We start from the raw sequence: 25,688 nt of genomic DNA, 5'->3' as shown, positions 1-25,688 counted from the left end.
GCCAAAAACTTTTGTGGAGAGGGTGGAATAATCGTGCTTGGCAAGGTCTCGCGTCTCATCGTTTCGGCTTCGTTTGCGACAATGCTCGCCGGCTGCAATTCACTCGGCGTCGGCGGTGGCTCAGACAGCGCAACGGCACCAGCCCAGCCGAATGGCAATGGGCAGATCATGCCGCTGGCGCCGGCCAATCCGTCGTCCAACAATCCTTCGATCGGAACCGCCACGACTGCGTCGGGCACAACTGCCCCCGTCGTCCAGGGTGCGTGCCCGCAGATGTTCATGAAGGATAGTGATGCGATCTTCCGCAGCTATGCGGGCGGCGCCAAGACCGGCGATGCGCAGAAACTTGCCTACCAGGCATCGATCGGCGACTACACGCGCCAGTGCAGCCTGAACGACACGAACCTGACGATGACCGTGGTCGCGCAGCTTCGCGTTCTCGCCGGGCCGAGCGGTTCGTCCGGCAAGATCACACTCCCGGTTCGCATCACGGTCTACGACGGTGAGGATGCGCTCTATTCGGAGGTGACGAATTTCCCGGTCGAGGTTGGCTCGGGAGGAGCCACGCAGGCCTTGTTCCGCAAGGACGGCATCAAGCTGCCGGTCGGTTCCGGCGCGCTGGTTCGTGTGAACATTGGCTTCGACCAGGGGCCGGTGCCGACGAGCAAGAAAAAGAAGACCTGAGGAACGCCCGTGTTTCCGCATCGCCATGCTGGCCGGCGCGGGGAGAGCAGATCGCTTGAAAATCGGTATCGTATTGAATCCGGCGTCGGGCCGTCGCGGGAAGAGGTTGTTCTGGTCGGCGCTGCGGCGCGCCATCGAGGCGAGATTCACCGATCTTAGCCTGCGTGAAACCAAGGGCTTCGGCGATGCCGCACGCTTCGGGCGCGAACTGGCGGATGATGGAGCCGATCTGGTGATCGCCGTCGGTGGCGACGGGACGATCGGCGAGGTGGCCGGCGGCATTCTGAAGTCGCATCGGCCGGCCACGGCTTTCTCTTTCATCGCCACTGGCACCGGATGTGATTTCGCCCGCAATTTTCCGATGTCGCGCGATCCTGCCAAGATTGCCCATGAGCTGATCTCTCCTTCCGTTCGGCAGATCGATGCCGGATTGCTCACCTGCGACGATGAGGACGGCGATACGGTCGCGCGCCACTTCGCCAACATCGCGAGCTTTGGCGTGTCCGGTCATATCGTGCGTGCCGTCAATGCGGCGCGCAGGGGCAGACGCCTGCCGGGGCCGACAGTTTTCTTCTTCCACAGCCTGTTGCAGATCCTGCGCTACAAGCCTCCCAATATCCGCCTTCGGCTCGATGAAGAGGATATTTACGAGGGTCCGATCACGGCGGTCGCCGTTGCCAATGGCGCCTGGTTCGGTGGCGGCATGAAGGTGGCTCCCGACGCGGATGTCGCCGATGGCCTGTTCGACGTGGTCATCATCCGCGGTGCGGGCAGGCTGAAGGTGTTGTCGCTGATGAACAGCATCTACAGTGGCGGCCACCTCAAGAGCCCGCTTGTCAGCATCCATCGCGCCAGGCTCGTTGAGGCTTGGCCGATTGGCAAGGCCGCAGTCCCGATCGACAGCGACGGCGAGGCGCCCGGGCAGCTCCCGGCGCGTTTCGAGATTTTGTCCGGCGCCCTCAGCTTGAAAGTGTAGTCTTTGCGGAGGAATTTGTGGCTGGCCTCGAAAACCGCCGCCTGGTCAAGCTGGGCGCCGGCGCACACGACCTGCAGGAAGGTCACCCCGAGGCGATCGGCAGGGCGGTGGCTCAGTGAATGACCGAACACAACAGCGCAGATCCGCGGGAAAGCAAAGGTTCGGAGCCAGATCCACGTTGCACCCTGTGGAATTGTGCGCGAGCCAGCGAATGAAGCCGCTCGTTGCAGCAGGCCGCGAACGGCTATCTTATGCGAAATTCAACCCTTCTATGCGTGCCTGAACCGTCGCGCCGAGGTTGGTTTCGTGGCATTTCTCATAGAATTCCACCACATGCTGTGCCATGTCGGCCGGGATTGCGACGAAATCCTGAAGCCGAAGGCCAGTTGATTTGCCTAGCTCGGGATTCGCGAGCTGTGCCTCGCTTAAATTTTCGACGCAGCCGGCTAATGCTTTGAAGTATAACAAGTTGTCGTTCACCGTCGAAGGAGAGAGCGTCCTTCCATGGGCAGGGATGACGAATTCTGCGTCCAGGTCGCGTATTCGTTTGAGGGATGAGCAGATCAGCCGAAGATCACGCGCATTTCTGCCCCAGACCTCCGGGATGGGGTACTCCACGGCATCAACGGCCAAGCACACGCGGATTTCAGGAATCCATACCGCAATATGGTCAGGCGTATGCCCCGGTGTATGAATCAATTCGAGGGTGAGATCGCCGCCATGAAGGACCGTTGAATCTGAAAAGGTAATGTCTGGACCTATCAGTTCGACGTTTCGAAATCGCGAATCCTCACGCGTCTTATCTTTCAGAACTTGAAGAGAAGACGGATCACTCAACCGTTCACGCGCTGCAGCGTGCGCCACAACAAGGGCTTTCCCTGCAATCGCGGCGTTACCCCAGAAGTGATCCCAGTCCATGTGGGAGTTCACGACGACCAAGGGACGTGCGCGCACTTCCTCACCAAGTAGGTCCAGCGCCATCCGGCACAGCTCAGGCGTTCCGAGAGTGTCGATCAGGACGTTCAATCTCTCGGTGCGTACGAACATGGCATCAACTTCGTCTCCTGCCCTGACAACGGTGATCCGATCGTCGAGTTCGGGAAGAGAGCACAATTCCACGGAAACGGTCATGCGAGACAGCCCTACTAGACGGAGATTGTTGCTTCGATATCTGAACAGGTCCGCTTTGTCGCAGAGAGCAGACGTTCCGCTGCGACGGCGCAATTTCTGGTACCGGCTTGGAACTCGCTTCGAATAGGGCTGGGCGCGAGCGCCGCCTGCGCTCGCGCGCAAGCGAAGTTACAAAACGCCTTCCCACTCGGCGAGCGCTGCGACGACGCCGGGCAGATCGCTCATGCGGGAAATCACCGTTTCAGCGCCGGCATCGGTCAGTTTGTCGGCATGGGCGGGATAGGTGTGCGAGGCGCCGGTAAAGCCGATGACGCGCATGCCCGCAGCCCGCGCGGCGTGGATGCCATGAACGGAATCTTCGACGACAACGGCGCGATCAGGCGAAACGCCCATCTGCCTGGCGCCGTGCAGGAAGATATCCGGCTTCGGCTTCACGCGATCGGGTCCGAGGTCCTTCGCCGAGAAGATGTGGGGCGCAAAGAGTGGCTTCAGGCCCACCTTGCCGAGCATCATGTCGAGCCGCGCGCTGCCGGAGTTCGAGCAGATGCAACGCTTCAGCTTCAGTCGCGAAATCGCGGTTTCGGCGCCTGATATCGCCTGCACCTCTTGCTCCAGACGGAGATCGAGCAACCTCTCGGACTTATCAAGCAGGGAGGCCGGAATCGGAATGCTGGCCTCGCGCTCGACCTGGAAGAGAATGTTCTGCCAGGTCATGCCCGCGAAGCGCTCGCCCATTTCCTCGACGCTGATCGGGTAGCCCGCTTCGGTGAGAAGCTTGGATTCCACATCCGCAGCGATGATTTCCGAATCGACCAGAACGCCGTCGCAGTCGAAGATGATGAGGTCGAAGCCGTCCATTTACTCGCGCCTTGTTTGGGATGGTGCCCCTTTACACGATGCCTGGGCGAAGCTCAACCGATAGCAGGGCATGGCTGGATTGCGCGCCGCGGGCGGCTTGGATCTTGCGGTCGTTCGCGGCTATTTGGTGGCGGGAAACAGGGCAAGAAACTGGCGTTCGCCTTCCGGGGAAAATATGACGGAGCGGCTTTCCGCGGTGCGACGGGCCCAACCCGTCTCCAGGAAATTGGAAAGCAGCGCCTTGCCGAGGCTGCCGGCGAGATGCGCCCGTCGCTCGCTCCAGTCCAGGCAAGAGCGGCAGAGCGGCCGGCGCGACGACTTCAGGGCATGCACATCTATGCCGATACGCTTCAGTTCGTTTTCGCCGTTCTCCGTTAATGCTAGGCCTTCGCCGATCGCATCGATCGCGCCCCGGGCAATCAGGCTGTCCAGCATCCGCACGCCGTAATCGCCGGCGAGGTGATCGTAGCAGATGCGGGCTTTGCGCAAGGCCGGCTCTTTCGGCCCTGGCTTGTGGCGCAGATGGCCGCGCCCTGCCGCAAAGCCCATGATGCTTTCCAGGAATTTGCCGACGCTGTCATCTGCGAAGGTGAAATAGCGATGGCGGCCCTGCTTGCGTTGCGCGAGGAGATTGCCTGCCTCGAGCTTGGCGAGGTGCGTGCTTGCCGTCTGCACGGTAATGCCGCCCGCCGCCGCGAGCTCTGTCGCCGTCAACGCCTTGCCGCCCATTAGCGCGGTCAGCATGTTGGCACGGGCGGGGTCGCCGATCAGCGCACCGATCTGGGCTATGTCAGGTCCTTCATTCATACTTCGATCTTAACCGAAGCATCGTCGTCCGGCAATGTGCGAAAACGGCTTCCAGATAACAAGGAGACGACGATGATTACCTGTTTCATCCGCTATGAGATCGATCCGTTCAAGAAGGACGCCTTTGCCTCATATGCCCGCAACTGGGGCCAGGCGATCCCGCGCAATGGTGCCGATCTGATCGGCTATTTTGCACCGCATGAAGGCTCGGCGACGACCGCCTATGGGGTCTACAACATCGAGAGCCTCGCCGCTTACGAAGCCTATCGCGCTCGCCTTGCCACCGATCCGCTCGGCAAGGAAAACTATGAGTTTGCCAAACGCGAACGTTTTCTCCTGAAGGAAGATCGCATCTTCCTCAGGAACATTTCCCTGCCTCACGCAAAGCTGGTGATGCCATGATCGCTGTAATCTTCGAAGTCCTGCCCTTCATGGGCGAACGCCACACCTATCTCGATCTCGCCGGCGAGCTTCGGGGTGAACTGGAAAAGATCGACGGCTTCATCTCGATCGAGCGCTTCGAAAGCCTCACCAACCGCGGCAAGCTGCTCTCGCTGTCCTTCTGGCGCGATGAAGAGGCAGTAAGGGCATGGCGAAACCTGGAGGCACATCGCGCCGCCCAGCACGCCGGCCGCAACGGTGTCTTCGCGGACTATCGGCTGCGCATCGGCCATATCGTCCGCGACTACGGCATGAACGAGCGATCGGAAGCTCCCGCCGATAGCCGCAAGGTGCATGACGTCGCGGCTTAGGCCTCGTTCGCGAAACGCTCGCACAGATCGTCGATGGCGCCGCGGAGCCGCGGAATCTCATCGACGATTACCCCGCAAAATATCTTGCCGGAGAGACCGTGATATTCGTGGCGTCCACCGCTTCCGATTGCTTTGACCTGCGGCCAAGGAACCTCCGGACGGATTGCCTTGACGTCTTCTGGTAGGGCTCGGCTTGCTTTCGAGATGATTTCAATAGAGCGTTGCAGGCATGGCGAAGCGGCCGGTCATTCTGGTGGTCGGAGTAGGACTTTCCGGCAACCGCACGGACGATGCCTTCAACCGTCTCGCGCATGTCATCGACCACGAGCCGGATTTCGTGCGGCATCAAAAGACCTGCCTGGTCGATTTTTCGATCCTTGATCGAAGGCGCGGATGCAAACCGTCACGCCTTGTAATGTCCACGGAGGCGTCAGACCTTGCCCCGAGCATCAGCTTGACGCTGATCAGGTCGAAAGCGTTGAAACGACTGCTCGGGTCGTCATCGATGAACAATCGATATCACTTTCCCCGCCTCATCACGGGCGAGTGAGCCAAACAGATAAAGCGAAGTAGCACCGAATGCGCGGATCGCTTCGGCGTTGCTCTTCAATCGTTCGATTGTTTGCTCCTTCTCATGAAATCTGTCTAAGCATTCCGCTGCGCTTTTCCACGAGACAAGTTATTTTCCCGAAATCGCTCATGCCTTCAGGCTTTGGTAACCAAACTGAGTAACCATAACAGACAGTAAAAGCGTAATGTGTATGAGCGAGTTTCCAGATGGCGTCAGTATTTCCGCTTGCCGATCTCAAGGCCTCCGCAAAGCCGGACTCCTGGATCGACACGATCATCAAGGGCGATTGCGTTGCTGCCCTTGAAGCCCTGCCGAACCACTCCGTAGACGTTATTTTCGCTGACCCGCCCTACAACCTCCAGCTCGGCGGCACCTTGCATCGTCCCGATCAGTCGCTGGTCGACGCCGTCGATGACGAATGGGATCAGTTTGCCTCCTTCGAAGCCTATGATGCCTTCACCCGCGCCTGGCTGCTCGCCTGCCGCCGCGTGCTGAAGCCGACGGGCACGATCTGGGTGATCGGCTCCTATCACAATATTTTCCGCGTTGGCGCCACGCTGCAGGACCTGAACTTCTGGATCCTGAACGACATCGTCTGGCGCAAGACCAACCCGATGCCGAACTTCAAGGGCCGTCGCTTCCAGAACGCGCATGAGACGATGATCTGGGCGAGCCCGAACGCCAAGGCCAAGGGCTACACGTTCAACTACGACGCAATGAAGGCGGCGAACGACGACGTGCAGATGCGCTCCGACTGGCTGTTCCCGATCTGCAGCGGCAATGAGCGCCTGAAGGGCGACGACGGCAAGAAGGTGCATCCGACACAAAAGCCGGAAGCGCTGCTTGCCCGTGTCATCATGGCCTCCTCGAAGCCAGGCGACATCATCCTTGACCCGTTCTTCGGCTCGGGCACGACGGGGGCCGTCGCCAAGCGCCTCGGCCGCCACTTCGTTGGCATCGAGCGCGAGCAGGATTATATCGACGCAGCTTCCGCTCGCATCGAAGCGGTCGAGCCGCTCGGCAAGGCCGAACTGACCGTCATGACCGGCAAGAAGCAGGAAGTCCGCGTGGCTTTCAACGTGTTGGTCGAAAGTGGATTGATCAAGCCCGGCCAGGTGCTGACCGATGCGAGACGCCGTTATAGCGCGATCGTTCGCGCTGACGGCACTGTCGCCTCCGGTGGCGAGGCAGGTTCCATTCATCGCCTTGGGGCAAAGGTCCAAGGCCTTGACGCATGCAACGGATGGACATTCTGGCACTTCGACGACGGGCAGTCCCTGCGCCCGATCGACGATTTGCGGTCCGTTATCCGCAGTGATCTGGCAAAGGCGGAATGACACCCGCCTCGACGTGATCGAGACTGCCTTCTTCCGGTGTTTTGTACCTCCAGTTACGGAAGAAGGCCTGGCGCCCGGGGATCAACACCCCGGGCGCTCTTCATTTTGGCTCGCGCGGCAGCGCAATTCCGTGTCATGTATCGGCGGCTGATGATCCGAAGCAGGCAAGGAACCCGCCATGTATTTTGCGATCATACTGTTGCTGATGCTTGTTCTGCCGTTGGGCTCCGTTGTCGCCGAAGCGCTCTGGAGCACAGATGCCAACCTCGTCTTCCTCGTCGGAAAATGGTTCGTCTTCTGGGGCGTAGGCCTGCGTCTGCTTGTTGCCAGCCTGAAGCAGATCATCAATCCGGCCTTCACGGCCGAGACGATTTTCGGTGTGACCGATCACAAAGCCCAGTCGCTGGTGCAGGAGATCGGCTTTGGCAACCTGTCGATCGGTATGTTCGGCGTGCTCAGCCTCTTCGAGCCGCAGTGGATTGTCCCAGCGGCGATTACCGGCAGCCTGTTCTACGGGCTTGCCGGTCTCAAGCATCTCCTTGAGCCGGCCAGGAACCGGCCGAGGAACATCGCCATGATCTCCGACCTGTGGCTCTCTTTTGTGCTCGTCTTCTATCTTTCCGCAGCGTTGTTTCAGAACGCCTGATAGTCCGTCACTTCGACGTGGGTGACGCGACCATCTTCGTTGAAGGTGATCGTCTCTTCGCCCTCCCGCACCAACGGTTTTCCGGTTTTGCTGTGCGTGGCGCGAACCGACCACACGGCGCGGCCGGCATTCGGGCTGACCTTCTCGACCAGCGTGTCGATTGCCGTCTGGTCCGGGTAGTCGTCGAAATACTTGCGGAAGGCGACCATGATGTCGGCTCGCCCGGAAAGGCTTCCAACACCATTCGAGACATAGGTCGCATCTTGCGCGAAGCAGTTCTCGATCGTATCGAAATCGAGCGCATTGATGGCGCCGTGGAAGCGCTTGATTTCCTCAACCGGATCGAATGCCATGGTCAGACCCTCACGCCGCGCGCTGCAAGATCGGCACGCAGCTTGTCAGCGCCGGTAAAGAGAACCGCATCCCAGCCGGCGGCTTTGGCGCCCTCGACGTTGGGCGCGGAGTCGTCGATGAAGATCGTCGCCGCCGGCTTGAGGCCGAAGCTCTTCGCATGCGTTTCGTAGATTGCGATATCGGGCTTGATCAGGCCGACGTCGCCGGAGACCGTGACGCCGCGCGGCTTGGTCAGGAACGGGAAGCGGACCTGTGCCTCGCGGAAGGTGTCGGATGCGAAGTTGGTCAGCATCGTCACATCCTTGCCGTCGGCAATCAGGCCTTCCATGATCGCGACGCTGTCGTCGTAGGAGTGCGGGACCATCTCATGCCAGTGCTTCCGGAATGCGCGGATATGCTCCTCACGATCCGGATGAACCTCGATCAGCAGGGCTTCGGCATCGGCCCAGGTACGACCGCGGTCCTGCTCGACGTTCCAATCATGGGTGCAGACATTCTCGAAGAACCACTTGCGCTCGCCATCATCAGGAATGAGGCGGCTGAATGGAATACTCGGATCGTAATGGATGAGAACTTTTCCGATGTCGAAGACAATATGATCAATGGGCATCGATTAATCCTTGGAATATTTGAACGCGAGCGGGATAGCCGCGGCGATTGCTTTTTTCATGACAGTCGGCAGCGCCTGCGAGTCAAGATTTGTAACCGGTTCCCACCAACCGTTATCTGTTTGAATTAGCGAAGGGATCGCGGCCCGGTAGATCGAAAGCCGGAGTTCGAAATGGGTGAAGACGTGGATCACTGTCCCACAAGGCTCCCAGGCTGCCGGGAAAGGCGCCGCACCGGCCGACGTCGCTCCGTCCTGTCGAGCCGTCCAATTCGTCGTCGGCACTTCGGTCATGCCGCCGAGCAGGCCGCTCTCGATGCGCCGCCGTAGGAAAATGTCACCATCCGCCGTCACCGCGATGAAGGCTGCGCCATGGCGAACCGGCTTTTCTTTCTTGGCCGCCTTGACCGGGAAATGCTCGGGATCGTGCAGGCGCAACGCTTCGCACGATCCCCTGAAGGGACAGAGCGAACAAGCTGGCCGCTTCGGCGTGCAGATGGTGGCGCCGAGATCCATCATTGCCTGCGCAAAGTCGCCGGGCCGGTGCTGCGGCGTCAGTAGCCCAACCTTCTGCTTCATCAGTGGCTTGGCTGCTGGCAGCGGCGTGGCGATCGCGAAGAGGCGGGAGATCACACGCTCGACATTGCCGTCCATGACCGCGGCTTGCCGGTTGAAGGCGATCGCTGCCACTGCTGCAGCGGTATAGTCGCCGATGCCGGGAAGCGATTTCAGACCCTCTTCGGTGCTTGGAAAGACGCCATCATGAATGCGTGCCACGGCCTCGGCGCATTTCTTGAGGTTGCGGGCGCGGGCGTAATATCCGAGCCCGGCCCAGGCCGCCATCACGTCTTCGCTGGCGGCATCGGCAAGATCCCGCACGGTCGGCCAGCGTGCCAGGAAGTTGGCGAAGTAGGGCTTTACCGCTGGCACGGTGGTCTGCTGCAACATCACCTCGGAGAGCCAGACATGATAGGGATCGGCCTTGATGCCGCGCGCCGCCATCGGCGGCGAAACCCGCCACGGCAGGTCGCGATGGTGCCGGTCATACCAGTCGAGAAGGGGTTTGGCGGCGGGCGCGTCCAGTGTCGTCGATGTCATCATTTGCCGTCATCAGGGGATGTGCCCTATACTTGGCGAAGCAATGCCGCGCGATCAAGGTAGTGGCGCAGGATGGCCGCGCGATATGAAGGTTTCGATGAGTTATCCACGCAAAGGTGAAAAGCAGATCTCCGAATTGGCGAACGGGCTGATCGATCCGGTGCTTGCAAAGCGCGCCGGCATCAACACGGCGCTGCTCGGCTCGTGGGACGAGATCGCCGGCTCGGAATTTGCCGATTGCACCCGGCCCGAAAAGATTGCCTGGGCGCGCGGCAATGATGACGGAGGCTTCCGTCCAGGCGTGCTCACGATTGCCTGCGAGGGCGCCCGAGCACTCTTTTTGACCCATGCGCAGGGTGAACTCATCCAACGCGTCAACAGTTTCTTCGGCTTCGCCGCCGTTCACCAGATCCGCATCGTCCAGAAGCCTGTCTATCAAGCGATCAAGCGCTCCCGCACACCCCCGCCTCTGAAGGGTGCGGCGGCCGCAAAGCTGGAGGATATGATGGAGGGCATCGAGGGCGACAGGCTGCGCGAAGCGCTGAAGCGTCTCGGCACGGCTGTGCTGGGGAAGCGCGGTCGCTAACGCCTTCCAAGTATTGTCGCGGCAATTCTGTCCGCGATTTAATCTGGCCGTCCAACCAAGGTCACAATTCTTTGAAGAAAGTTGGCGAAGCGTGCCTTGTTCAGGGCTTCGAGCCGTTATATCGCACTGTCAGCCACTACTCTCATTCATGGGGAACTTCATGCCGATTTCCGAAATGCAACTGACGAAACGCCAGCTCCTGGGCGGCGTGGCTGCCGCGACCGCGACGACCCTGGCGGGCTTCGGCACCGCGCATGCCGCCACCGAAATGCCGCAGTCCGATGGCGACGTCGACATGGCCGCCGTGCTGAAGCCGGGCGAGTTGCCGGAAATGGCACTCGGCAAGGAAGACGCCCCGGTCAAGATCGTCGAATACATGTCGATGACCTGCCCGCACTGCGCCCATTTCCACACGACGACCTTCGACGAGATCAAGAAGAAGTACGTCGATACGGGCAAGGTGCGCTTCATCATCCGGGAATTCCCGTTTGATCCGCGTGCGGCTGCCGCCTTCATGCTGGCCCGCTGCAATCCTTCCAAGCCGGAAGAATTGAGCACGGCCGAACAGTATTTTCCGATGGTCGCCATGCTGTTCAAGCAGCAGCAGACCTGGGCTGCCGCGGACGATGGCCGCGCTGCACTGCTTCAAATGTCCAAACTTGCCGGATTTACTGAGGATAGCTTCACGAAGTGCTTGACGAACCAGAAGCTGCTGGATGAAGTGAATGCAACGCGGGAAAGGGGTTCCAAGGAGTTTGGCGTCAATGCCACGCCGACTTTCCTCATCAACGGCAAGCGCTATTCTGGAGACATGACGGTTGACACCATGTCGGCCCTTATCGAGAGCCTGCTCTAGACTGAACCGTATCCGATCGACGGGCGACGGCGGAAGCCGTGCGCCCGTCGTTTGCTTTGTGCGGCGCGGGGGCGCCGCATGAAGTTCAACAAGCTTCGCGTCGTCGGCTTCAAGTCTTTCGTCGAACCCACCGAATTCATCATCGAGCGTGGATTGACTGGTGTCGTCGGCCCGAACGGTTGCGGCAAGTCGAACCTCGTCGAAGCGCTCCGCTGGGTGATGGGCGAGAATTCCTACAAGAACATGCGTGCGTCCGGGATGGACGACGTCATCTTCTCCGGCTCCGGCAATCGTCCTGCCCGCAACACCGCCGAAGTCGCTCTCTATCTCGACAATGGCGAGCGCACCGCGCCTGCCGCCTTCAACGATAGCGACGAAATCCAGGTCACTCGCCGCATCGAGCGCGAGCAGGGGTCGATCTATCGCATCAACGGCAAGGAAAGCCGCGCCAAGGATGTGCAGCTTCTCTTCGCTGATGCCTCCACCGGCGCCCGTTCGCCGTCGATGGTGGGGCAGGGGCGTATCGGTGAGCTGATCTCGGCAAAGCCGCAGGCCCGCCGCCAGCTCCTGGAAGAGGCTGCTGGCATTTCCGGCCTGCATTCGCGCCGGCATGAAGCCGAGCTTCGCCTGCGTGCTGCCGAAAGCAATCTCGAACGCCTCGACGACGTGACCTCTCAGCTTGAGAGCCAGATCGAGAGCTTGAAGCGTCAGGCCCGTCAGGCGAGCCGCTTCAAGTCGCTGTCCGCAGATATCCGCGCCCGGGAGGCGATGCTTCTGCATATCCGATGGGTTCAGGCCAAGGAAGCGGAAGCCGAGGCAGAGAGCGCGCTCAATCAGGCCACGGTCATCGTCGCCGAAAAAGCGCAGATGCAGATGGAGGCTGCCAAGGCCCAGGGACTTGCGAGCCTCAAGCTGCCGGAACTGCGCGAGGGCGAAGCGCGTGCCGCCGCCGCGCTGCAGCGCCTGCAGATCGCCAAGACGCAACTCGAGGAGGATGCCAACCGCATCCTGCGCCGTCGCGATGAACTGACCCGCCGCCTTGCGCAGCTCGGCGAGGACATTCGCCGCGAGGAGCGGCTGGTCGCAGACAACGCCGCAATCTTGGCGAGGCTCGATGCCGAAGAAACCGAAATTGCCGAGATCCTTGCCGATTCCGGTCGTCTTGCCGAAGAGACGCGCGAGGCTTTCGAAGAGGCGGCCGCCAAGCTTGCCGACAGCGAGCGTGTCTTTGCAGCGCTGACCGCCGAACGCGCCGAGGCTGCAGCCGGGCGCAACCAGCTCGAGCGCGCCATCCGCGACCTTGCCGATCGCAAGATGCGCCTTGAGCGGCAGATGGACGAGGCCAATCGCGAGCTCTCCGCAATAGGCGAAAAGATTGCCAGCCTGCCCGATCCGGACGAGAAGCGGGCCGTGGTGGAGGCGGGCGAGCAGGCTGTTGCCGAGGCGGAAGCCGCGATCCAGGGTGTCGAGCAGGTTTTGGCCGCTGCCCGCCGGACCGAAGCTCTTTCGCGATCACCGGTCGATCAGGCGCGAGCCAAGCTGAACGCCATCGAAACCGAAGCCCGGACCATTTCGCGCATGCTCGCTGCCGGTGCCGCCGCAGGCGAATTTGCGACGGCAGCCGATCAGCTGCGCGTCGACCGCGGCTTTGAAACGGCGCTCGGCGCCGCGCTGGGCGACGACATTGAATCCCCGCTTGATCCCAAGGCGCCGGCTCATTGGTCTGGCAATGGCGACGGTGCCGCGGATGAAGCGCTGCCAGCCGGCACGACGCCGCTAATTGACTACGTTCGCGCCCCTGCCGCGCTGATGCGTCGCCTGAAGCAAATCGGGCTTGTCTCCGGTTCGGATGCTGCTGCCTTGATGAGGGACCTTAAGCCCGGCCAGCGTCTTGTGACCAAGGAGGGCGCCGTCTACCGCTGGGACGGCCATGTCACCGGTGCCGATGCACCGAGCGCGGCCGCGCTGCGGCTGGCGCAGAAGAACCGACTCGCCGAACTGGAAAACGAAGCCGCACTTGCCCGCGACATACTCACCGAAGCAGAGGAACGGTTGGCGGGTGCGGTCGATGCCATTGGCCTTCAAGAACAGCGCCTCGCCGAGGCGCGTGAAACAAGCCGCATCTCCGCTCGGCAACTCGCCGAGGCGCGCGAAGCGCTGGCCGTGGCGGAACGAGCCTCCGGCGATCTCATCCGTCGCCGCGATGTCATTGCCGAAGCGGCTAGCCAGCTTCAGATCCAGCTTGAGGATCTCTCTGTCCAGGAAGAGAACGCCCATATCGAGCTGGAAGATGCCCCTGATCTAACGGCGATCGACGAGCGGCTTCGGTCGCAGCAGGTCGAGGTCACGACCGACCGTGGCGCGCTCGCCGAAGCACGGGCCCGCCACGAAAGCCTCAACCGCGAAAACGAGGCCCGCCAGCGCCGCATCGTTGCCATTGGGCAGGAACGCGAGACCTGGCGCCAGCGTGCCGCGAGCGCCGAGGATCACATCACCACGCTTCGCGACCGCGAGGAGGAAGCGCGCGAGGAAGCGGCCGAGCTCGAAATGGCTCCCGATGAGTTCGACGACAAGCGACGCGCGCTGTTGAACGAACTTCAGAAGACTGAGGATGCGCGCCGCCACGCAGCCGATGTGCTTGCCGAAGCCGAGCTCGTGCAGCGCGATGCCGACCACAAGGCGGCGACGGCTCTCTCCGAGCTCGCCGAGAGCCGCGAGCGCCGCGGTCGCGCCGAAGAACGCCTGGTGTCCGCCCGTGAAAAGCGGCAGGAAACGGAGGCGCGAATTCGCGAGACCCTGAACGTCTCGCCCCATGAGGCACTTCGGCTTACGGGACTGGAGTCGCTGCAAACAGCACCTGACCTTCGCGAGGTCGAGCGCGAACTCGAGCGCCTCAAGATGGAGCGCGAGCGACTTGGCGCGGTCAACCTGCGCGCCGAGGAAGAACAGAAGGAGCTGAGCGGGAAACTCGAGGCACTGATCAAGGAGCGAGACGACGTGATCGACGCGATCCGCAAGTTGCGTGGTGCGATCCAGAGCCTCAATCGCGAGGGCCGCGAGCGGCTGATCGTTGCGTTTGATGTCGTCAACGGCCAGTTCCAGCGCCTCTTCACCCATCTTTTCGGCGGAGGCACGGCCGAACTGCAGCTGATCGAGTCCGACGATCCGCTCGAAGCCGGTCTCGAAATCCTCGCCCGTCCGCCAGGCAAGAAGCCGCAGACGATGACGCTCCTTTCGGGCGGCGAGCAGGCGCTGACGGCAATGGCGCTGATCTTTGCGGTCTTCTTGACCAATCCGGCACCGATCTGCGTTCTGGACGAAGTGGACGCCCCACTGGACGACCACAATGTCGAGCGCTATTGCAACCTGATGGACGAAATGGCTGCGTCCACCGAGACGCGTTTCGTCATCATCACGCACAATCCGATCACCATGGCGCGCATGAACCGGCTGTTCGGCGTGACGATGGCGGAGCAAGGGGTATCGCAGCTCGTGTCGGTCGATCTTCAGACGGCTGAGCAACTGCGTGAGATCGCCTGAGCAAGCGGCTGAGAAAAGCCCAAAAAAAGTCTGCCGGAATTGGGATATCTCCCCCTTCAGATGATGTTTTCGAACCGATCTTGTATTAGAGATTGCTTCATGTCGCCGCCGAATGACCGCGAAAGCGGATCGGCTCCAGAGTTTCCTGCGCGACGCGCTCGGAGCAATATGCTTTTGGCTCTGACAGTCGTATGGGCGGAACCCCCCGTCCGGTTTTCCTGGCCGGACGGACATAAGGCTTTGCGGGACTTTGTTGCAGTCCCGCAAAGCTTTTTCTCCCTTCAAACGCTTCAGTCTGTCGCAGTTATTGTGCGTCGCAACATTTCGGCCGCATTTGTCGATTTTCATTTCAACACCAACGGATTAAGTTGATCCGGATTTGGTGTTGGGGGGAATATGACCAAGTGGGTCTATACATTTGGCAGTGGTCAGGCAGAGGGCAGTGCCCTCGACGGTGAGCGCTTGGGCGGCAAAGGCGCAAACCTCGCGGAGATGTGCAATCTCGGCCTTCCTGTCCCTCCCGGTCTGACGATCATCGCTGACGCCTGCTCTGCTTACTACAAGAACGAGCGCCAGATTGCCGAAGAGCTGAAAGTGCAGGTGCGCGCCGGCATCGAACGCATCGAGGAAATCACCGGCCGGCGGTTCGGCGCGGGTGATCGGCCGCTGCTGCTGTCCGTGCGCTCCGGAGCGCGGGTTTCGATGCCAGGGATGATGGACACCGTCCTCAATCTCGGCCTCAACGACGAAACCGTCCAGGCGCTCGGCCACGACGCCGGCGACGCACGTTTCGCCTGGGATAGCTACCGGCGTTTCATCCAGATGTATGCCGACGTCGTCATGCGTCTCGATCATGAGGTGTTCGAGGAGATACTCGAGGATGAGAAGGCGCGCCTTGGCTATGAGTTCGACACCGAACTGACTGCCAGCGAATGGCAGCACGTGATCTCGCTCTACAAGAGCGTGATTGAGGAAGAACTGGGTTTGGAATTTCCCCAGGATCCAGAGGTGCAGCTTTGGGGGGCAGTCGGCGCCGTATTCGCCAGTTGGATGAGCGCCCGCGCCGTGACCTATCGCCAGCTTCACAATATTCCCGAAGGCTGGGGGACGGCGATCAACATCCAGGCCATGGTCTTCGGCAATCATGGCAATTCGTCCGCGACGGGTGTTGCCTTTACCCGCAATCCTTCGACGGGCGACAAGTCGCTCTACGGCGAATTCCTCGTCAATGCGCAGGGCGAGGATGTCGTCGCCGGCATCCGCACGCCGCAGAGCATTACCGAGGAAGGCCGCATCAGTTCCGGCTCCGAGCGGCCGTCAATGGAAAAGCTGATGCCGGATGCCTTCAAGGAGCTGTCGCGCATCTGTTCCGAGCTTGAGACGCATTATCGCGACATGCAGGATATCGAGTTCACCATCGAGCGCGGAAAACTCTGGATGCTGCAGACGCGGTCCGGCAAGCGCTCCACGCGCGCAGCGATGAAGATCGCCGTCGACATGGTTGATGAGAAGGTGATCACCGAAGAGGAGGCGGTGCTGCGCATCGAACCTTCGTCCCTGGATCAGCTCCTGCATCCGACGATCGATCCGCGTGTGGCACGCGAGGTCATCGGCAGCGGCTTGCCGGCGTCGCCCGGCGCAGCCACCGGTGAAATCGTCTTCACAGCCGAGGAGGCTGTGACGGCGTCCGAGGAGGGGCGCAAAGTCATCCTGCTGCGCGTCGAGACCAGTCCCGAAGACATCCATGGGATGCATGCGGCCGAGGGCATTCTGACGACGCGTGGCGGTATGACCAGCCATGCCGCCGTCGTCGCGCGTGGCATGGGTATCCCCTGTGTCGTCGGGGCCGGCAGCATGCGCATCGACGCCCGCAACGAGCGCCTTATTGGCGTCGGTGTCACGCTGAAGAAGGGCGATGTCATCACCATCGACGGCTCGGCTGGACAGGTGCTGAAGGGCGACGTGCAGATGGTCCAGCCTGAGCTTTCGGGTGATTTCGGGCGCATCATGCAATGGGCCGATCGGGCACGCCGCATGACCGTGCGCACAAATGCCGATACGCCGGCAGATGCGCGCGCAGCTCGCTCCTTCGGGGCCGAGGGCATCGGCCTTTGCCGCACCGAGCACATGTTCTTCGAGGGCGACCGCATTCATCTGATGCGCGAGATGATCCTTGCTGAGGACGAGACCGGCCGCCGTACCGCACTCGACAGGCTGTTGCCGGTGCAACGGCACGATTTCACCAGCCTGTTCAATGTCATGCACGGACTGCCGGTGACGATCCGGCTACTCGACCCGCCATTGCACGAATTCCTGCCGAAGACGGACGAGGAGATCGCCGACGTTGCCGCTGCGATGGGCATGGACGCGGCGGCGCTGCGCCAGCGCGTCGACGCGCTGCACGAATTCAATCCGATGCTCGGGCATCGCGGCTGCCGGTTGGCAATCTCCTATCCTGAAATTGTCGAAATGCAGGCGCGCGCCATTTTCGAGGCGGCCGTCGCGGCAGCCCATGAAACGGGTGCGGCTGTCGTGCCAGAGATCATGGTGCCGCTTGTCGGATTGCGTTCGGAACTCGACTACGTCAAGGAGCGCATCGACGCCATCGCCGGGGACGTAATGGCGGAGGCGGGCATGCGGATCGATTACTTGGTCGGCACGATGATCGAACTGCCGCGCGCAGCTCTCAGAGCCCATATCATTGCAGAAGCGGCGGAATTCTTCTCCTTCGGCACCAACGACCTGACGCAGACGACCTTCGGCATCTCGCGCGATGATGCATCCGCCTTCATTCCCACCTATCAGCGCAAGGGAATCATCGAGCACGATCCCTTCATTTCGCTGGATTTCGATGGTGTCGGAGAGTTGATCCGCATTGCCGCCGAACGCGGCAGACGGACGCGCAACGACATGAAGCTCGGAATCTGCGGCGAACATGGCGGCGATCCCGCATCCATCCATTTTTGCGAGGAAATTGGATTGGACTACGTGTCCTGTTCACCCTTCCGCGTGCCGATTGCGCGGCTGGCCGCGGCGCAGGCGGTGATTACCAATGGCGCCAGTATCGGCGGCCATAATAAGGCTGGTCGAGATCGTAAGCCATCTGCATCATGAGCATATCACTGTCGTAGCGGGCCTGTGCACGGCGATAGAGATCGATGCGTTGCAGGCACGCCGCGAAGCCATCCGTGCCACGTCTGAAACCATAGTGTAGGCATTGAGTCTCGTCGGCGGCGCGCCGCTGCTCCGGCGTCAGCGTTTGACATGCCGAGAGGCAAGTGGCGGCTGCGACAGCGGCAAGAGATAAAGCGAGAATGCGCATCGGCGTGTCTTTGCAACGAAAAATTCCCACAGGCAGATGACGCCGATCGGGGCTTACAGTCAACTAAAAGAACGGCTTAGGGTTGTTGGTTGCTCTTTGGGATCGCGCCCAGCCACCCAACTTGGCGCACGGACCGCTTTCGCCGGTCGGGGATCATCTGTAAGAAGGCGCGGCTCGGACGACATTGGAAGGCAAGCATGGCACTGCGCGATCGATTCTCGAAGAAACTGACCTGTCCGCAATGCGGCAATACCGGCTTTGCAGAAGCCTCCGAGATCGACGATCCAAAACGCAAGCATCCGGGCTTCAGCGTCGATCACCTGCCGCGTGGCTTCTTCGTCCAGCGCGCATCCAATCATCAGGAAACCTGCATGATCAAGTGCGAATGCGGGCGAAAATTCCCATTCCGCAGCGTGGCGGAGGCGGCAGCCCAGCGCGACTAGGTCAGAACCGTTCGAGGACCTTGACGAAGGCCTCGGCGAAACGGGCGAGGTGGGCTGTGGCAGGGTCCGGCGCTTCCATGCGGATTTCGGTGCCGCTGTGATCGAGCACGGCAAGAACGACGCGCATCTTCTGTTCGGATGAGGGGATACGAAGCACTGCGATCCGCTTGCAGTCGTCCATCAATCCTTCGGCCGGAAGATCGAAGAGAAGTTCTCCCCCGGCCTTGGCCGAAGCCACGCGGACTGTCTCGCAGAAGTCGGATTTGCCATCATATCCGTCGAGCGACAGTTCCAGTTCCAGAAGCTCCATCGGCAGAAGTGGATCCGCATGATCGGCCCTCCTCGGCGACCGCGCCTGGGTTCCCGATGCAAGCCCCGGTGCAATCATTGCCCTTCTCCTGTTGGTCGGTGTGCGACGCAATCTACACAACCGCAAATCACTGAATATCAGAAAATGCTCACGCACGCCATTGTCGTCTTCTTCGTGGATTGCGCCCCCCGGATCGACACAACAGTTTCAATTTAGGCGAATCTTGCACTAAACAAGTCGAGGGCGATTTTGCGCGTTCGTGCGGGACGCGCCGCTTGCGACTAACCGGTAAGATTGATGGCAATCCGTTTCGACCGCCCTGTTTCAAATGCCGCCCGCTTCTCGCGGCGCTTCGGGGCATTTGCACTGGTTCTCTGCGTTGCGGCTCTGGTCGGTCACCGCTTCGCCGGCCTTGTCACGCCATACCTGGTACTGGTTCTGCTCGTTTCGGCCGGTTTCGCGCTGCTGGCGGCGCTGCTTGCCGTTGCCGGGCTGCGCAGCCTTTGGCTGACCGGTGCCGAAGGCGGGCTTCACGCGCTGAAAGCCCTGATTTTTGCTGCTCTTCCACTTGCGATCGGCGGGATTGCGGTCGAGCGTTATTTCATGCTGCCGGCCATCTACGATGTATCGACCGATCTCGTCTCCGCGCCGGATTGGCTGAAGACGCCGAACGCCGATCAGATCTGGCTGAAGCGCCAGCCGGCGGTGACGTCGGAGGACCGTGAAAAGCAGCTCGAAGCCTATCCGGAACTCACAGGCCGTCGCTATGACGGCGCGATCGACCGTGTGCTCGAAGCCGTCAAGAAGGTCGCCAAGCAGGGCGGCATCCGTATCACCCGCGCCGACGGCGACAGCGAGCCAAACCGCGATCTCGAAGATCGGCCGGTGAAGCCGCAGCAAGACGAAGGCGCGGTTGCCGAAGCGCCGGAGGCCGTGCCGATCCCGACACCGCGGCCCTATGACGACGATGTGGCGCTGTTGATTCGCCGGGCTAATGGCGTGACGCTGCAGGGCGAAACCCGCACCCTCGTCCTCGGCCTGCGTTTCGACATCGTCATCCGCCTGCGCGAAGAAGCAGAAACCACCCTCGTCGACGTTCGCGTCGCCTCGCGCTACGGCCCGCACGACCTTGGCCTCAGCGCCGATATAGCTGAGGATTATCTAAAGGCTCTCGATTCCGAATTGCTCGGCATCGCCGGCAGCTAATCGGTCCGCATCTTGGCGATCGATTGAGCGCGGCCTTCGCTGCCGGACAGCTATCCCAGGAAGCGGTCCTTAAGCTCCGGGCTCGGCACGAAGCAGGTCTGGCGTTGGCCGGCAATTCGAAGCCGGTTGCGGGCCATAAATTCGTAAAGCCTGTCGGCAAGTCCCTGCGGCAGCACCCGAAGGATCTTGACCAGCGACCACGAAAGCCGAGCCCTGCAAGCATCCGGATGGTGCCTCTCGACTTGAAGTAGGCGCTCCCGTCTTCGATCAGGATGTTGGTCTCGTAGTCGCGCTCGTTCAGTTCATAGTGCCGGTAAAGCGCTTCCCCGAGCGGCGACTGCGCCGCGAGGAAGCGATAGCGCTTCGCCTTGTCATGCCTCAGGACGAACTGGACCCAGGCGGAGCAGAACACACACGCTCCATCGAAGACGATGAGCGGCTTGTCATCGGCAAAGGTCGGCACAGCGACGTCGGAACGGTAACTGTAGGCATTGCCCATGAGCTATCTCCGCGTCGCAGCCCGGTACGATCCGAGCAGGGCAGGCGGGCCGTCCGTTTCGACCTCGCCGCGTTCCACCAGGTCCTCGATATGGGCAAGAACCGAGAGGGCCGCGGCGCCGTGGAGGCGCGGATCGGTCTCGCGATAAATCACCTTCACCATCTCGGGAATATTGCGATCGCCGGCACGGATGCGGCCGAGCACGGCGCGTTCGCGCATCCGCCGATGGGTCTTGAGCGCCCGCATGAACGAGATCGGCTTGCGGACCGGGCCGCCATGGCCGGGAAGCAGGAGACGATCGTGCCGCGCGATCAGCTTGTTGAGGGAAGTCATGTAGTCGGACATGGAGCCGTCTGGCGGCGCGACAATGGAGGTGGCCCATGCCATCACATGATCGGCGGAAAACAGAATGCCCGTTCCCTCGAGCGCGAAGGCCGCATGATTGGCGGTGTGGCCCGGCGTCAGCACGCCCGTCAGCCTCCATCCGTCGCCCTCTATCGTCTCTCCGTCGCCGATCGCAATGTCGGGCAGGAAATCCACGTCAGAGCTCTCGGTGAAGGGATTGACCTCGCCTTCGTGCAGCGGACGGGCTGCGCGGTGTGGCCCCTCCGCAACGATCTGCGCACCGGTAGCGGCCTGCAGGCGCCGACACAGTGGGGAGTGGTCGCGATGCGTATGGCTGACGAAGATATGCGTGACCTCGCGTCCCCCGAGCGCTGCCATCAACGCCTGGAAATGTTCCTCGTCCTCAGGGCCGGGGTCGATGACCGCTGTGGAAGCATGACCGACGATATAGCTGTTGGTGCCGTGGAAGGTGAAGGCACTCGGATTGTTGACCGTGATCCGTTGCACGCCGGGGGCAATCGGAACCGCCTGGCCGTACGCTGGCTCAAAGGCAAGATTGAACTCGGGACTTGCCATCTACTTGTATTCGATCTCGATGAAGGACATCGGCTGATCGCCGGCGTTGACGACATTGTGCTCGATGCCGGCATCGCGCCGGTAGGCCGCGCCCTTGGCGACATCGACCCTGCGGCTTTCACCCTTTTCCTCAAGCAGAAATTGGCAATCGGTCATCGGTACGACAACGTAGCCCAGACCATGCGTGTGAACGCCCGTGTCCGCCCCCGGCTCGAAATCCCAACGCGTGATCCGAACCACGGCATCGTCGAGCAGCAGTGTTGCAAGGGCAGGCGGGCGGGCGCGGTACTGGCTCATCGTCACTCCGGATCGTCTTGGACGGCTGACCCGAGACCTAGCATGGCGACGCAAAAAGCGCACAGAAATATGCCGTGGCGCGCAACTTAATGATTGTGACGGCAGGCGAGCTTTGCTAAGCAGGCGTCGATTTGAAAGCGGTCTTCGCTTTCAAGCTCTGGTGGGGCGTCGCCAAGCGGTAAGGCACCGGTTTTTGGTACCGGCATTCCCAGGTTCGAATCCTGGCGCCCCAGCCATCCGTTTCTTGTCCATACCGAAGACATAGGTAACAGAGCGTCCCTAAGACATGGGTGACAACCTCGTGCCGAACGGGTTGTCTGGTCCGTTCTGGACACATAGGTTACGTTTTATTCCTGAGGCATAGGTAACACTTTTGGACCGAAAGGGTTCGGCAAAAGTTCAAGGCTGCATGTCTCATCATCGAAGTATCCCAGATCGTCATCCATAAAGCTTGTAAGCCAGATATGGTCTTCGACCTGTTTGATGCGCCGCCTACCGTGCTTGACCAGGCCGTTGCGGTCGAGGACGGCATGCACGGTTGAGATCGCCGGCGTGTGAACATCCCGAAGTAACCGCGCCAGCCGCTCCCTGATCTTCGGTGCGCCCCAGTTGGGCTTGTCCTGCTTGGTCCGCACAATCAGCTTCTCGATTTGGAAAGGAAGCTGATTGGCGTGCCGGTAAGGCCGTCGCGATCGATCTGCCAGTCCTTCCAGACCGCTGTCGTTATAGCTGCTGATGATCTTGTGACCGGTCTTGCGCGAGATGCCGAATTCGCTGCACAGCGCCGCTATCTTCTCGCCATCCAGAACCCGCGCAACGAATTTGAGACGCTCGTCCATGCGGTTGCACTCCTGCCAAGGCACCTTCGTCCTCCTCGCAAAGGCAAAAAGTGTAACCCATGTGTCCGGTATGAACTGTCACCCCGCTCTCGGGAAGGACAGCTTGCTCGCCACATACCTCTGAACCTTCGCCACGGAAATTGAGCAAAGCAGAATCGCAGGTGGCGGATTCACAATGCGTGCTCTGCTATCTTCGGTTGCGCTGGTGGCGCGGCATCTCGTTCCGCAACGAGCGAGGATTGGGCGAAGCTTCTCGTCTGGTCGTTCATTGCCGGCTTCTCTGAAAGGTTGGCAGAACCTGGACAATCTGTCTGCCAGAGTGCGCACCCAGCCGGCTTTGCCAGGCAGCCGAGCCAAAGGGGAACGCGACCAAGCGTGTGGCCGTCGATTGACGATCGGTGTTTGCGCTCGCCGAAAAGGCGACCCGCCGGGCCGCCTTCCAAAATTCGCTCGCTATGACTCTCTTACTGCGCGGGCTGGGCCGGTGCCAGAAACTCGGCGCAATAGGACGGGCCGTTGACGCCGGGGATGTCGCCGACGACGCGGATGCTGCGGATCGTGTAGTCGGAACTCGTGGCGATTTCCGCCTGGCAGCGCAGGTACTGCGTGCGGGCAGGCGAGATCTGCTTGCCGCGCTTACCATCGGCACCTTCTGCGTATTTCGCCGGGACGCGAACCGTCTTGTAGCCGCCCTTCCAGGTGTAGTTGACGCCGGCGCCGTTCTCGGCGTCGCTGATCGGCGGGCCGAAGGCGGCGAAGAACTTGCCAGCCGACTGACCAACCCAGCGGCTGGAGATCGGATCGGCGGAGGTCGGAATCGTCGTGCAGCCGGCAAGCACAATGGCAAGCCCAGCCGCGGCAAAGGTGCGGAGTGTCATTCTATCGTCCCTGAAGTTGTCGCGCATTCGACGGCGGGAATCGCTGGTCTGCAGCGGTTTCCGCTTGTCCCGCCGAGCGCTTTAGCGCGGAACCCGACAAAAGAAAATCGACCCACCTTCGCAATCGCAAAATTTGCCGCAAGTGTGTCTTTTTGCTCCAGTTAGCCCTGCGCAGAGGTGCGCCAGCCGCGCCGGCGAAAAATGCGCCGGCTTTTGAATTTTCGTGCTTGCGCAACAGGATGGGCCGGTCTATAGAGGCGCCGCTGGTCACGGAGTGTAGCGCAGTCTGGTAGCGCACCACGTTCGGGACGTGGGGGTCGAGTGTTCGAATCACTCCACTCCGACCAGCCGATAACCTCTTAAATTAAAAGAGGAAATTCCGCTCTCCCGAAACGCTCTCCGAATTCACGTCTCCTGAAAGTCTCCGGCTTTGGCTCGGGGCAGACCCTTTATGCCTTCCTTCAAGTCTGCCAAACTTGCGGCAACATAGGCGCGCGCCGGCGAACCGTGACGATGTCCGTGTTCGGTGTATGGCAGGATGGCCGGCCACACAAGACACTTCGCGAAGCGAAAAGGAAGCTTGAATTTGCACTAGGGAGGCCGAAAGCACCAAGAATGCTAAAGCGCTTTTTGGGAGCTTCTGACTGATAAACCATTGTGCCTGTGACCGGCCCCGGCGGTCGGCAGGATCGGTAGCGGATCGACTTGCGGTCGGCGGATATTAATCTGGCAGGCCTGCCGTTCCGAAAGACCCATGACGGCCTTCAGATGCGTGACGGCATCACGCTTGGCGGCAGGCAATACCATCTTTTTGGAGAAGCTTGCGGAGTGCGGCTGCAGCATCTGCTCGGCAAGCAGTTTCTTCAGTCTGGCAATCTCATCTTCCAGCGCCTTCAACCGCTTCGCCTCGGACACTTCCATGCGCGCCATATTTGGCTTTCCAGGTCGCTTCCGAGATGCCGTGGTTGCGGCAAAGGTCGGCCGTCTTCGCGCCAGCATCCTGCTCACGCAAAACGCCGATGATCTAATCAATTCTGGAGCAAATTCGCAGTGGCAGGTCACAAAACTTCTATCTTGGGATGGTGACTAGTCATAATGGGCACATTACTTCGCAGACTTATCAAGTGGGAGATCGTGTCCGGATATTTGCGGGGCCGTTACACAAAACGAGACATAACTTGAGGGGAATAACGGTACATTAACTCATAATTAGTGGTTGCAGCATAATTGTTTGCTCAGTCAGTCTATGACGAATCTCATCGTCTAGGCTCAACGATGTTCGGGTTTGGTCCTGTCGAATGTCGAGGTTTAGGAGACGGTCGCTTCACGCACCGTGCGCATGATGCCTTATCCTAAACATTAGCTCCTTCGAGCGATGTCTTCCGAAATATTTTGTCTAAGCGTCCCGGCCATGCAGTTGTGCACGGCGCGAAGCCTCCACCTATGGACTGGCGCGCGCCAGCTTTTGCGACGAGACGCGAGACGAAAGACACCGTCACCGCCAACGCCAGTGCAAGGGCAATTTCATGACCTCGATCGTTTCTTCTCTTTCCAATACCCAGATCAAATCTCTGTCGGCAAAGACGATTAAGGGCTTCTCTACCGAGGATGTCGCGGCGCTTTCCACAGAGCAGCTCAAGATTTTCAACAAAGATCAGATATCTGCCCTTGAGGCTGAAGATATCGAAGCGCTCGACTCAGATCAGCTCGGCGCGATTTCAACGACCGCGATCGCAGGATTGAAGCCGGAACTGCTTGCCGCACTCGACGCCACGAAAATCGGGGCTCTGGGGAACGATCAGATTGCAGCCTTCAGCGCCACGCAGATTGCGGCTCTTACTCCCGACCAGATCGAAGGCCTCACGGCTGATCAGATCAAGGGCCTAAATGCGACACAGATCGGCTCCATCGGTGCGGACGATATTGCCAAGTTCTCTGACGACGAAATTGCAGCCATCAACACCAAGGCCATCGGCAGCCTGAAGAACGAAGCGATCGCTGTGTTGAGCGACAGCCAGGTCGGCAAGCTCAGCGCCGATCAGATCAAGGCGATGACGCCGAAGCAGATCAGCGGCTTCACGGCTGGCCAGATCGGCAAGTTCAGCGACGAGCAGATCGGTGCCCTGTCGGCAGCCCAGGTCGGTTCGCTGACCGACGGTCAGATCGGCGG

24 protein-coding genes, 2 tRNA genes and 4 pseudogenes are annotated in these 25,688 nt (G+C 60.7%); 16 read left to right on the top strand and 14 right to left on the bottom strand.

The window, feature by feature from the left end:
* The first annotated feature begins 30 nt into the window (after positions 1 to 30).
* Together BSG20_RS00155 and BSG20_RS00150 are read left to right on the top strand one after the other, a co-directional pair.
* Positions 31 to 684 (top strand): hypothetical protein, encoded by a 654-nt coding sequence (locus BSG20_RS00155; RefSeq protein ID WP_177309797.1) that lies wholly within the window; start codon positions 31 to 33, stop codon positions 682 to 684.
* Positions 685 to 739: 55 nt separating this feature from the next.
* The gene (locus BSG20_RS00150; RefSeq protein WP_072370729.1) at positions 740 to 1,660 is read left to right on the top strand and encodes a diacylglycerol/lipid kinase family protein; all 921 of its coding nucleotides are present in this window, start codon (positions 740 to 742) and stop codon (positions 1,658 to 1,660) included.
* 249 nt (positions 1,661 to 1,909) lie between these two features.
* Here the strand turns inward: BSG20_RS00150 and BSG20_RS00145 are convergent, their stop codons facing one another.
* From BSG20_RS00145 to BSG20_RS00135, 3 genes are all read right to left on the bottom strand, one after another.
* Positions 1,910 to 2,791, bottom strand: a complete 882-nt coding sequence (locus BSG20_RS00145) for an MBL fold metallo-hydrolase (RefSeq protein WP_072370255.1) — start codon at positions 2,789 to 2,791, stop codon at positions 1,910 to 1,912.
* Between the two features lie 168 nt (positions 2,792 to 2,959).
* Entirely contained in the window at positions 2,960 to 3,649 is a 690-nt protein-coding gene (locus tag BSG20_RS00140) for an HAD family hydrolase (RefSeq protein WP_072370252.1), read from the bottom strand.
* 120 nt (positions 3,650 to 3,769) lie between these two features.
* A complete protein-coding gene (locus tag BSG20_RS00135; protein WP_072370249.1) occupies positions 3,770 to 4,456 on the bottom strand; it encodes an ArsR/SmtB family transcription factor in 687 nt (228 codons plus the stop codon).
* Between the two features lie 72 nt (positions 4,457 to 4,528).
* Between BSG20_RS00135 and BSG20_RS00130 the strand changes: the two genes are divergently transcribed.
* The 5 genes from BSG20_RS00130 to BSG20_RS00105 all read left to right on the top strand — a co-directional run bounded on the left by BSG20_RS00130 (position 4,529) and on the right by BSG20_RS00105 (position 7,762).
* A complete protein-coding gene (locus tag BSG20_RS00130; protein ID WP_072370246.1) occupies positions 4,529 to 4,858 on the top strand; it encodes an NIPSNAP family protein in 330 nt (109 codons plus the stop codon).
* Positions 4,855 to 5,208 (top strand): antibiotic biosynthesis monooxygenase family protein, encoded by a 354-nt coding sequence (locus BSG20_RS00125; RefSeq protein ID WP_072370243.1) that lies wholly within the window; start codon positions 4,855 to 4,857, stop codon positions 5,206 to 5,208. Before BSG20_RS00130 ends, BSG20_RS00125 begins: the two co-directional genes overlap by 4 nt.
* 229 nt (positions 5,209 to 5,437) lie before the next feature.
* A complete protein-coding gene (locus BSG20_RS36250; protein WP_167371537.1) occupies positions 5,438 to 5,758 on the top strand; it encodes a hypothetical protein in 321 nt (106 codons plus the stop codon).
* A 227-nt stretch (positions 5,759 to 5,985) separates the two neighbouring features.
* Positions 5,986 to 7,116 carry a site-specific DNA-methyltransferase gene (locus BSG20_RS00110; RefSeq protein WP_072370240.1) on the top strand — a complete coding sequence of 377 codons (1,131 nt, stop codon included), beginning with the start codon at positions 5,986 to 5,988 and terminating at the stop codon, positions 7,114 to 7,116.
* A 178-nt stretch (positions 7,117 to 7,294) separates the two neighbouring features.
* Complete coding sequence (locus BSG20_RS00105) at positions 7,295 to 7,762, top strand: DUF6790 family protein (protein WP_072370236.1); 468 nt, start codon at positions 7,295 to 7,297, stop codon at positions 7,760 to 7,762.
* Here BSG20_RS00105 and BSG20_RS00100 read toward each other — a convergent pair.
* From BSG20_RS00100 to mutY, 3 genes are read right to left on the bottom strand one after another with little or no spacing between them, the layout of a single operon-like run.
* Complete coding sequence (locus BSG20_RS00100) at positions 7,750 to 8,115, bottom strand: nuclear transport factor 2 family protein (RefSeq protein WP_072370232.1); 366 nt, start codon at positions 8,113 to 8,115, stop codon at positions 7,750 to 7,752. The genes BSG20_RS00105 and BSG20_RS00100 overlap by 13 nt on opposite strands.
* A 2-nt stretch (positions 8,116 to 8,117) precedes the next feature.
* Complete coding sequence (locus BSG20_RS00095; RefSeq protein ID WP_024315812.1) at positions 8,118 to 8,726, bottom strand: HAD family hydrolase; 609 nt, start codon at positions 8,724 to 8,726, stop codon at positions 8,118 to 8,120.
* A 3-nt stretch (positions 8,727 to 8,729) separates the two neighbouring features.
* Complete coding sequence (mutY, locus tag BSG20_RS00090; protein ID WP_072370726.1) at positions 8,730 to 9,821, bottom strand: A/G-specific adenine glycosylase; 1,092 nt, start codon at positions 9,819 to 9,821, stop codon at positions 8,730 to 8,732.
* Positions 9,822 to 9,918: 97 nt separating this feature from the next.
* Between mutY and BSG20_RS00085 the strand changes: the two genes are divergently transcribed.
* The 4 genes from BSG20_RS00085 (at position 9,919) to ppdK (ending at position 17,917) form a co-directional block, all read left to right on the top strand.
* Complete coding sequence (locus BSG20_RS00085; protein WP_072370723.1) at positions 9,919 to 10,407, top strand: DUF721 domain-containing protein; 489 nt, start codon at positions 9,919 to 9,921, stop codon at positions 10,405 to 10,407.
* A 160-nt stretch (positions 10,408 to 10,567) separates the two neighbouring features.
* Complete coding sequence (locus tag BSG20_RS00080) at positions 10,568 to 11,263, top strand: DsbA family protein (RefSeq protein WP_072370230.1); 696 nt, start codon at positions 10,568 to 10,570, stop codon at positions 11,261 to 11,263.
* A 78-nt stretch (positions 11,264 to 11,341) separates the two neighbouring features.
* Positions 11,342 to 14,803: a chromosome segregation SMC family protein gene (locus BSG20_RS00075; protein ID WP_072370228.1), complete on the top strand. Its 3,462-nt coding sequence runs from the start codon at positions 11,342 to 11,344 to the stop codon at positions 14,801 to 14,803.
* 396 nt (positions 14,804 to 15,199) lie between these two features.
* Positions 15,200 to 17,917, top strand: coding sequence for a pyruvate, phosphate dikinase (gene ppdK, locus BSG20_RS00070; protein ID WP_072370226.1), 2,718 nt, complete (start codon positions 15,200 to 15,202; stop codon positions 17,915 to 17,917).
* On the opposite strand, the gene BSG20_RS37180 is transcribed toward ppdK, so the two are convergent.
* Positions 17,850 to 18,125 carry a hypothetical protein gene (locus BSG20_RS37180; protein ID WP_072370224.1) on the bottom strand — a complete coding sequence of 92 codons (276 nt, stop codon included), beginning with the start codon at positions 18,123 to 18,125 and terminating at the stop codon, positions 17,850 to 17,852. The genes ppdK and BSG20_RS37180 overlap by 68 nt on opposite strands.
* A 197-nt stretch (positions 18,126 to 18,322) precedes the next feature.
* Here BSG20_RS37180 and BSG20_RS00060 point away from each other — a divergent pair, with 197 nt between their 5' ends.
* Complete coding sequence (locus BSG20_RS00060; protein ID WP_072370222.1) at positions 18,323 to 18,568, top strand: hypothetical protein; 246 nt, start codon at positions 18,323 to 18,325, stop codon at positions 18,566 to 18,568.
* Position 18,569: 1 nt separating this feature from the next.
* Here the strand turns inward: BSG20_RS00060 and BSG20_RS00055 are convergent, their stop codons facing one another.
* On the bottom strand, positions 18,570 to 18,956 hold the full coding sequence (locus BSG20_RS00055) for a hypothetical protein (RefSeq protein WP_072370219.1): 387 nt from the start codon (positions 18,954 to 18,956) through the stop codon (positions 18,570 to 18,572).
* Positions 18,957 to 19,175: 219 nt separating this feature from the next.
* On the opposite strand from BSG20_RS00055, the gene BSG20_RS00050 reads away from it, so the two are divergent.
* Entirely contained in the window at positions 19,176 to 20,084 is a 909-nt protein-coding gene (locus tag BSG20_RS00050) for a DUF1499 domain-containing protein (RefSeq protein ID WP_072370216.1), read from the top strand.
* 50 nt (positions 20,085 to 20,134) lie between these two features.
* On the opposite strand, the pseudogene BSG20_RS00045 reads toward BSG20_RS00050, so the two are convergent.
* The 3 genes and pseudogenes from BSG20_RS00045 to BSG20_RS00035 all read right to left on the bottom strand — a co-directional run bounded on the left by BSG20_RS00045 (position 20,135) and on the right by BSG20_RS00035 (position 21,801).
* Positions 20,135 to 20,583: pseudogene (locus tag BSG20_RS00045) on the bottom strand (thiol-disulfide oxidoreductase DCC family protein).
* Positions 20,584 to 20,586: 3 nt separating this feature from the next.
* Complete coding sequence (locus tag BSG20_RS00040; RefSeq protein ID WP_072370213.1) at positions 20,587 to 21,504, bottom strand: MBL fold metallo-hydrolase; 918 nt, start codon at positions 21,502 to 21,504, stop codon at positions 20,587 to 20,589.
* The gene (locus BSG20_RS00035; protein ID WP_072370210.1) at positions 21,505 to 21,801 is read right to left on the bottom strand and encodes a cupin domain-containing protein; all 297 of its coding nucleotides are present in this window, start codon (positions 21,799 to 21,801) and stop codon (positions 21,505 to 21,507) included.
* 161 nt (positions 21,802 to 21,962) lie between these two features.
* On the opposite strand from BSG20_RS00035, the gene BSG20_RS00030 reads away from it, so the two are divergent.
* Positions 21,963 to 22,037: transfer RNA gene (locus BSG20_RS00030), tRNA-Gln, on the top strand.
* Positions 22,038 to 22,286: 249 nt separating this feature from the next.
* Here the strand turns inward: BSG20_RS00030 and BSG20_RS00025 are convergent.
* Together BSG20_RS00025 and BSG20_RS00020 are read right to left on the bottom strand one after the other, a co-directional pair.
* A pseudogene (locus BSG20_RS00025) lies at positions 22,287 to 22,664 on the bottom strand (helix-turn-helix domain-containing protein); the annotation flags it as partial.
* A 440-nt stretch (positions 22,665 to 23,104) separates the two neighbouring features.
* A complete protein-coding gene (locus BSG20_RS00020; RefSeq protein ID WP_072370719.1) occupies positions 23,105 to 23,518 on the bottom strand; it encodes a hypothetical protein in 414 nt (137 codons plus the stop codon).
* A 270-nt stretch (positions 23,519 to 23,788) separates the two neighbouring features.
* Between BSG20_RS00020 and BSG20_RS00015 the strand changes: the two genes are divergently transcribed.
* Positions 23,789 to 23,865: transfer RNA gene (locus tag BSG20_RS00015), tRNA-Pro, on the top strand.
* A 330-nt stretch (positions 23,866 to 24,195) separates the two neighbouring features.
* Here BSG20_RS00015 and BSG20_RS00010 read toward each other — a convergent pair.
* A pseudogene (locus tag BSG20_RS00010) lies at positions 24,196 to 24,542 on the bottom strand (transposase); the annotation flags it as partial.
* 502 nt (positions 24,543 to 25,044) lie between these two features.
* Here BSG20_RS00010 and BSG20_RS00005 point away from each other — a divergent pair.
* A pseudogene (locus BSG20_RS00005) lies at positions 25,045 to 25,688 on the top strand (beta strand repeat-containing protein); the annotation flags it as partial.

Source organism: Rhizobium tibeticum (genome assembly GCF_900110205.1).
Classification (GTDB): Bacteria; Pseudomonadota; Alphaproteobacteria; order Rhizobiales; family Rhizobiaceae; genus Rhizobium; species Rhizobium tibeticum.
This window is presented reverse-complemented; position numbering and strand designations above follow the sequence as displayed.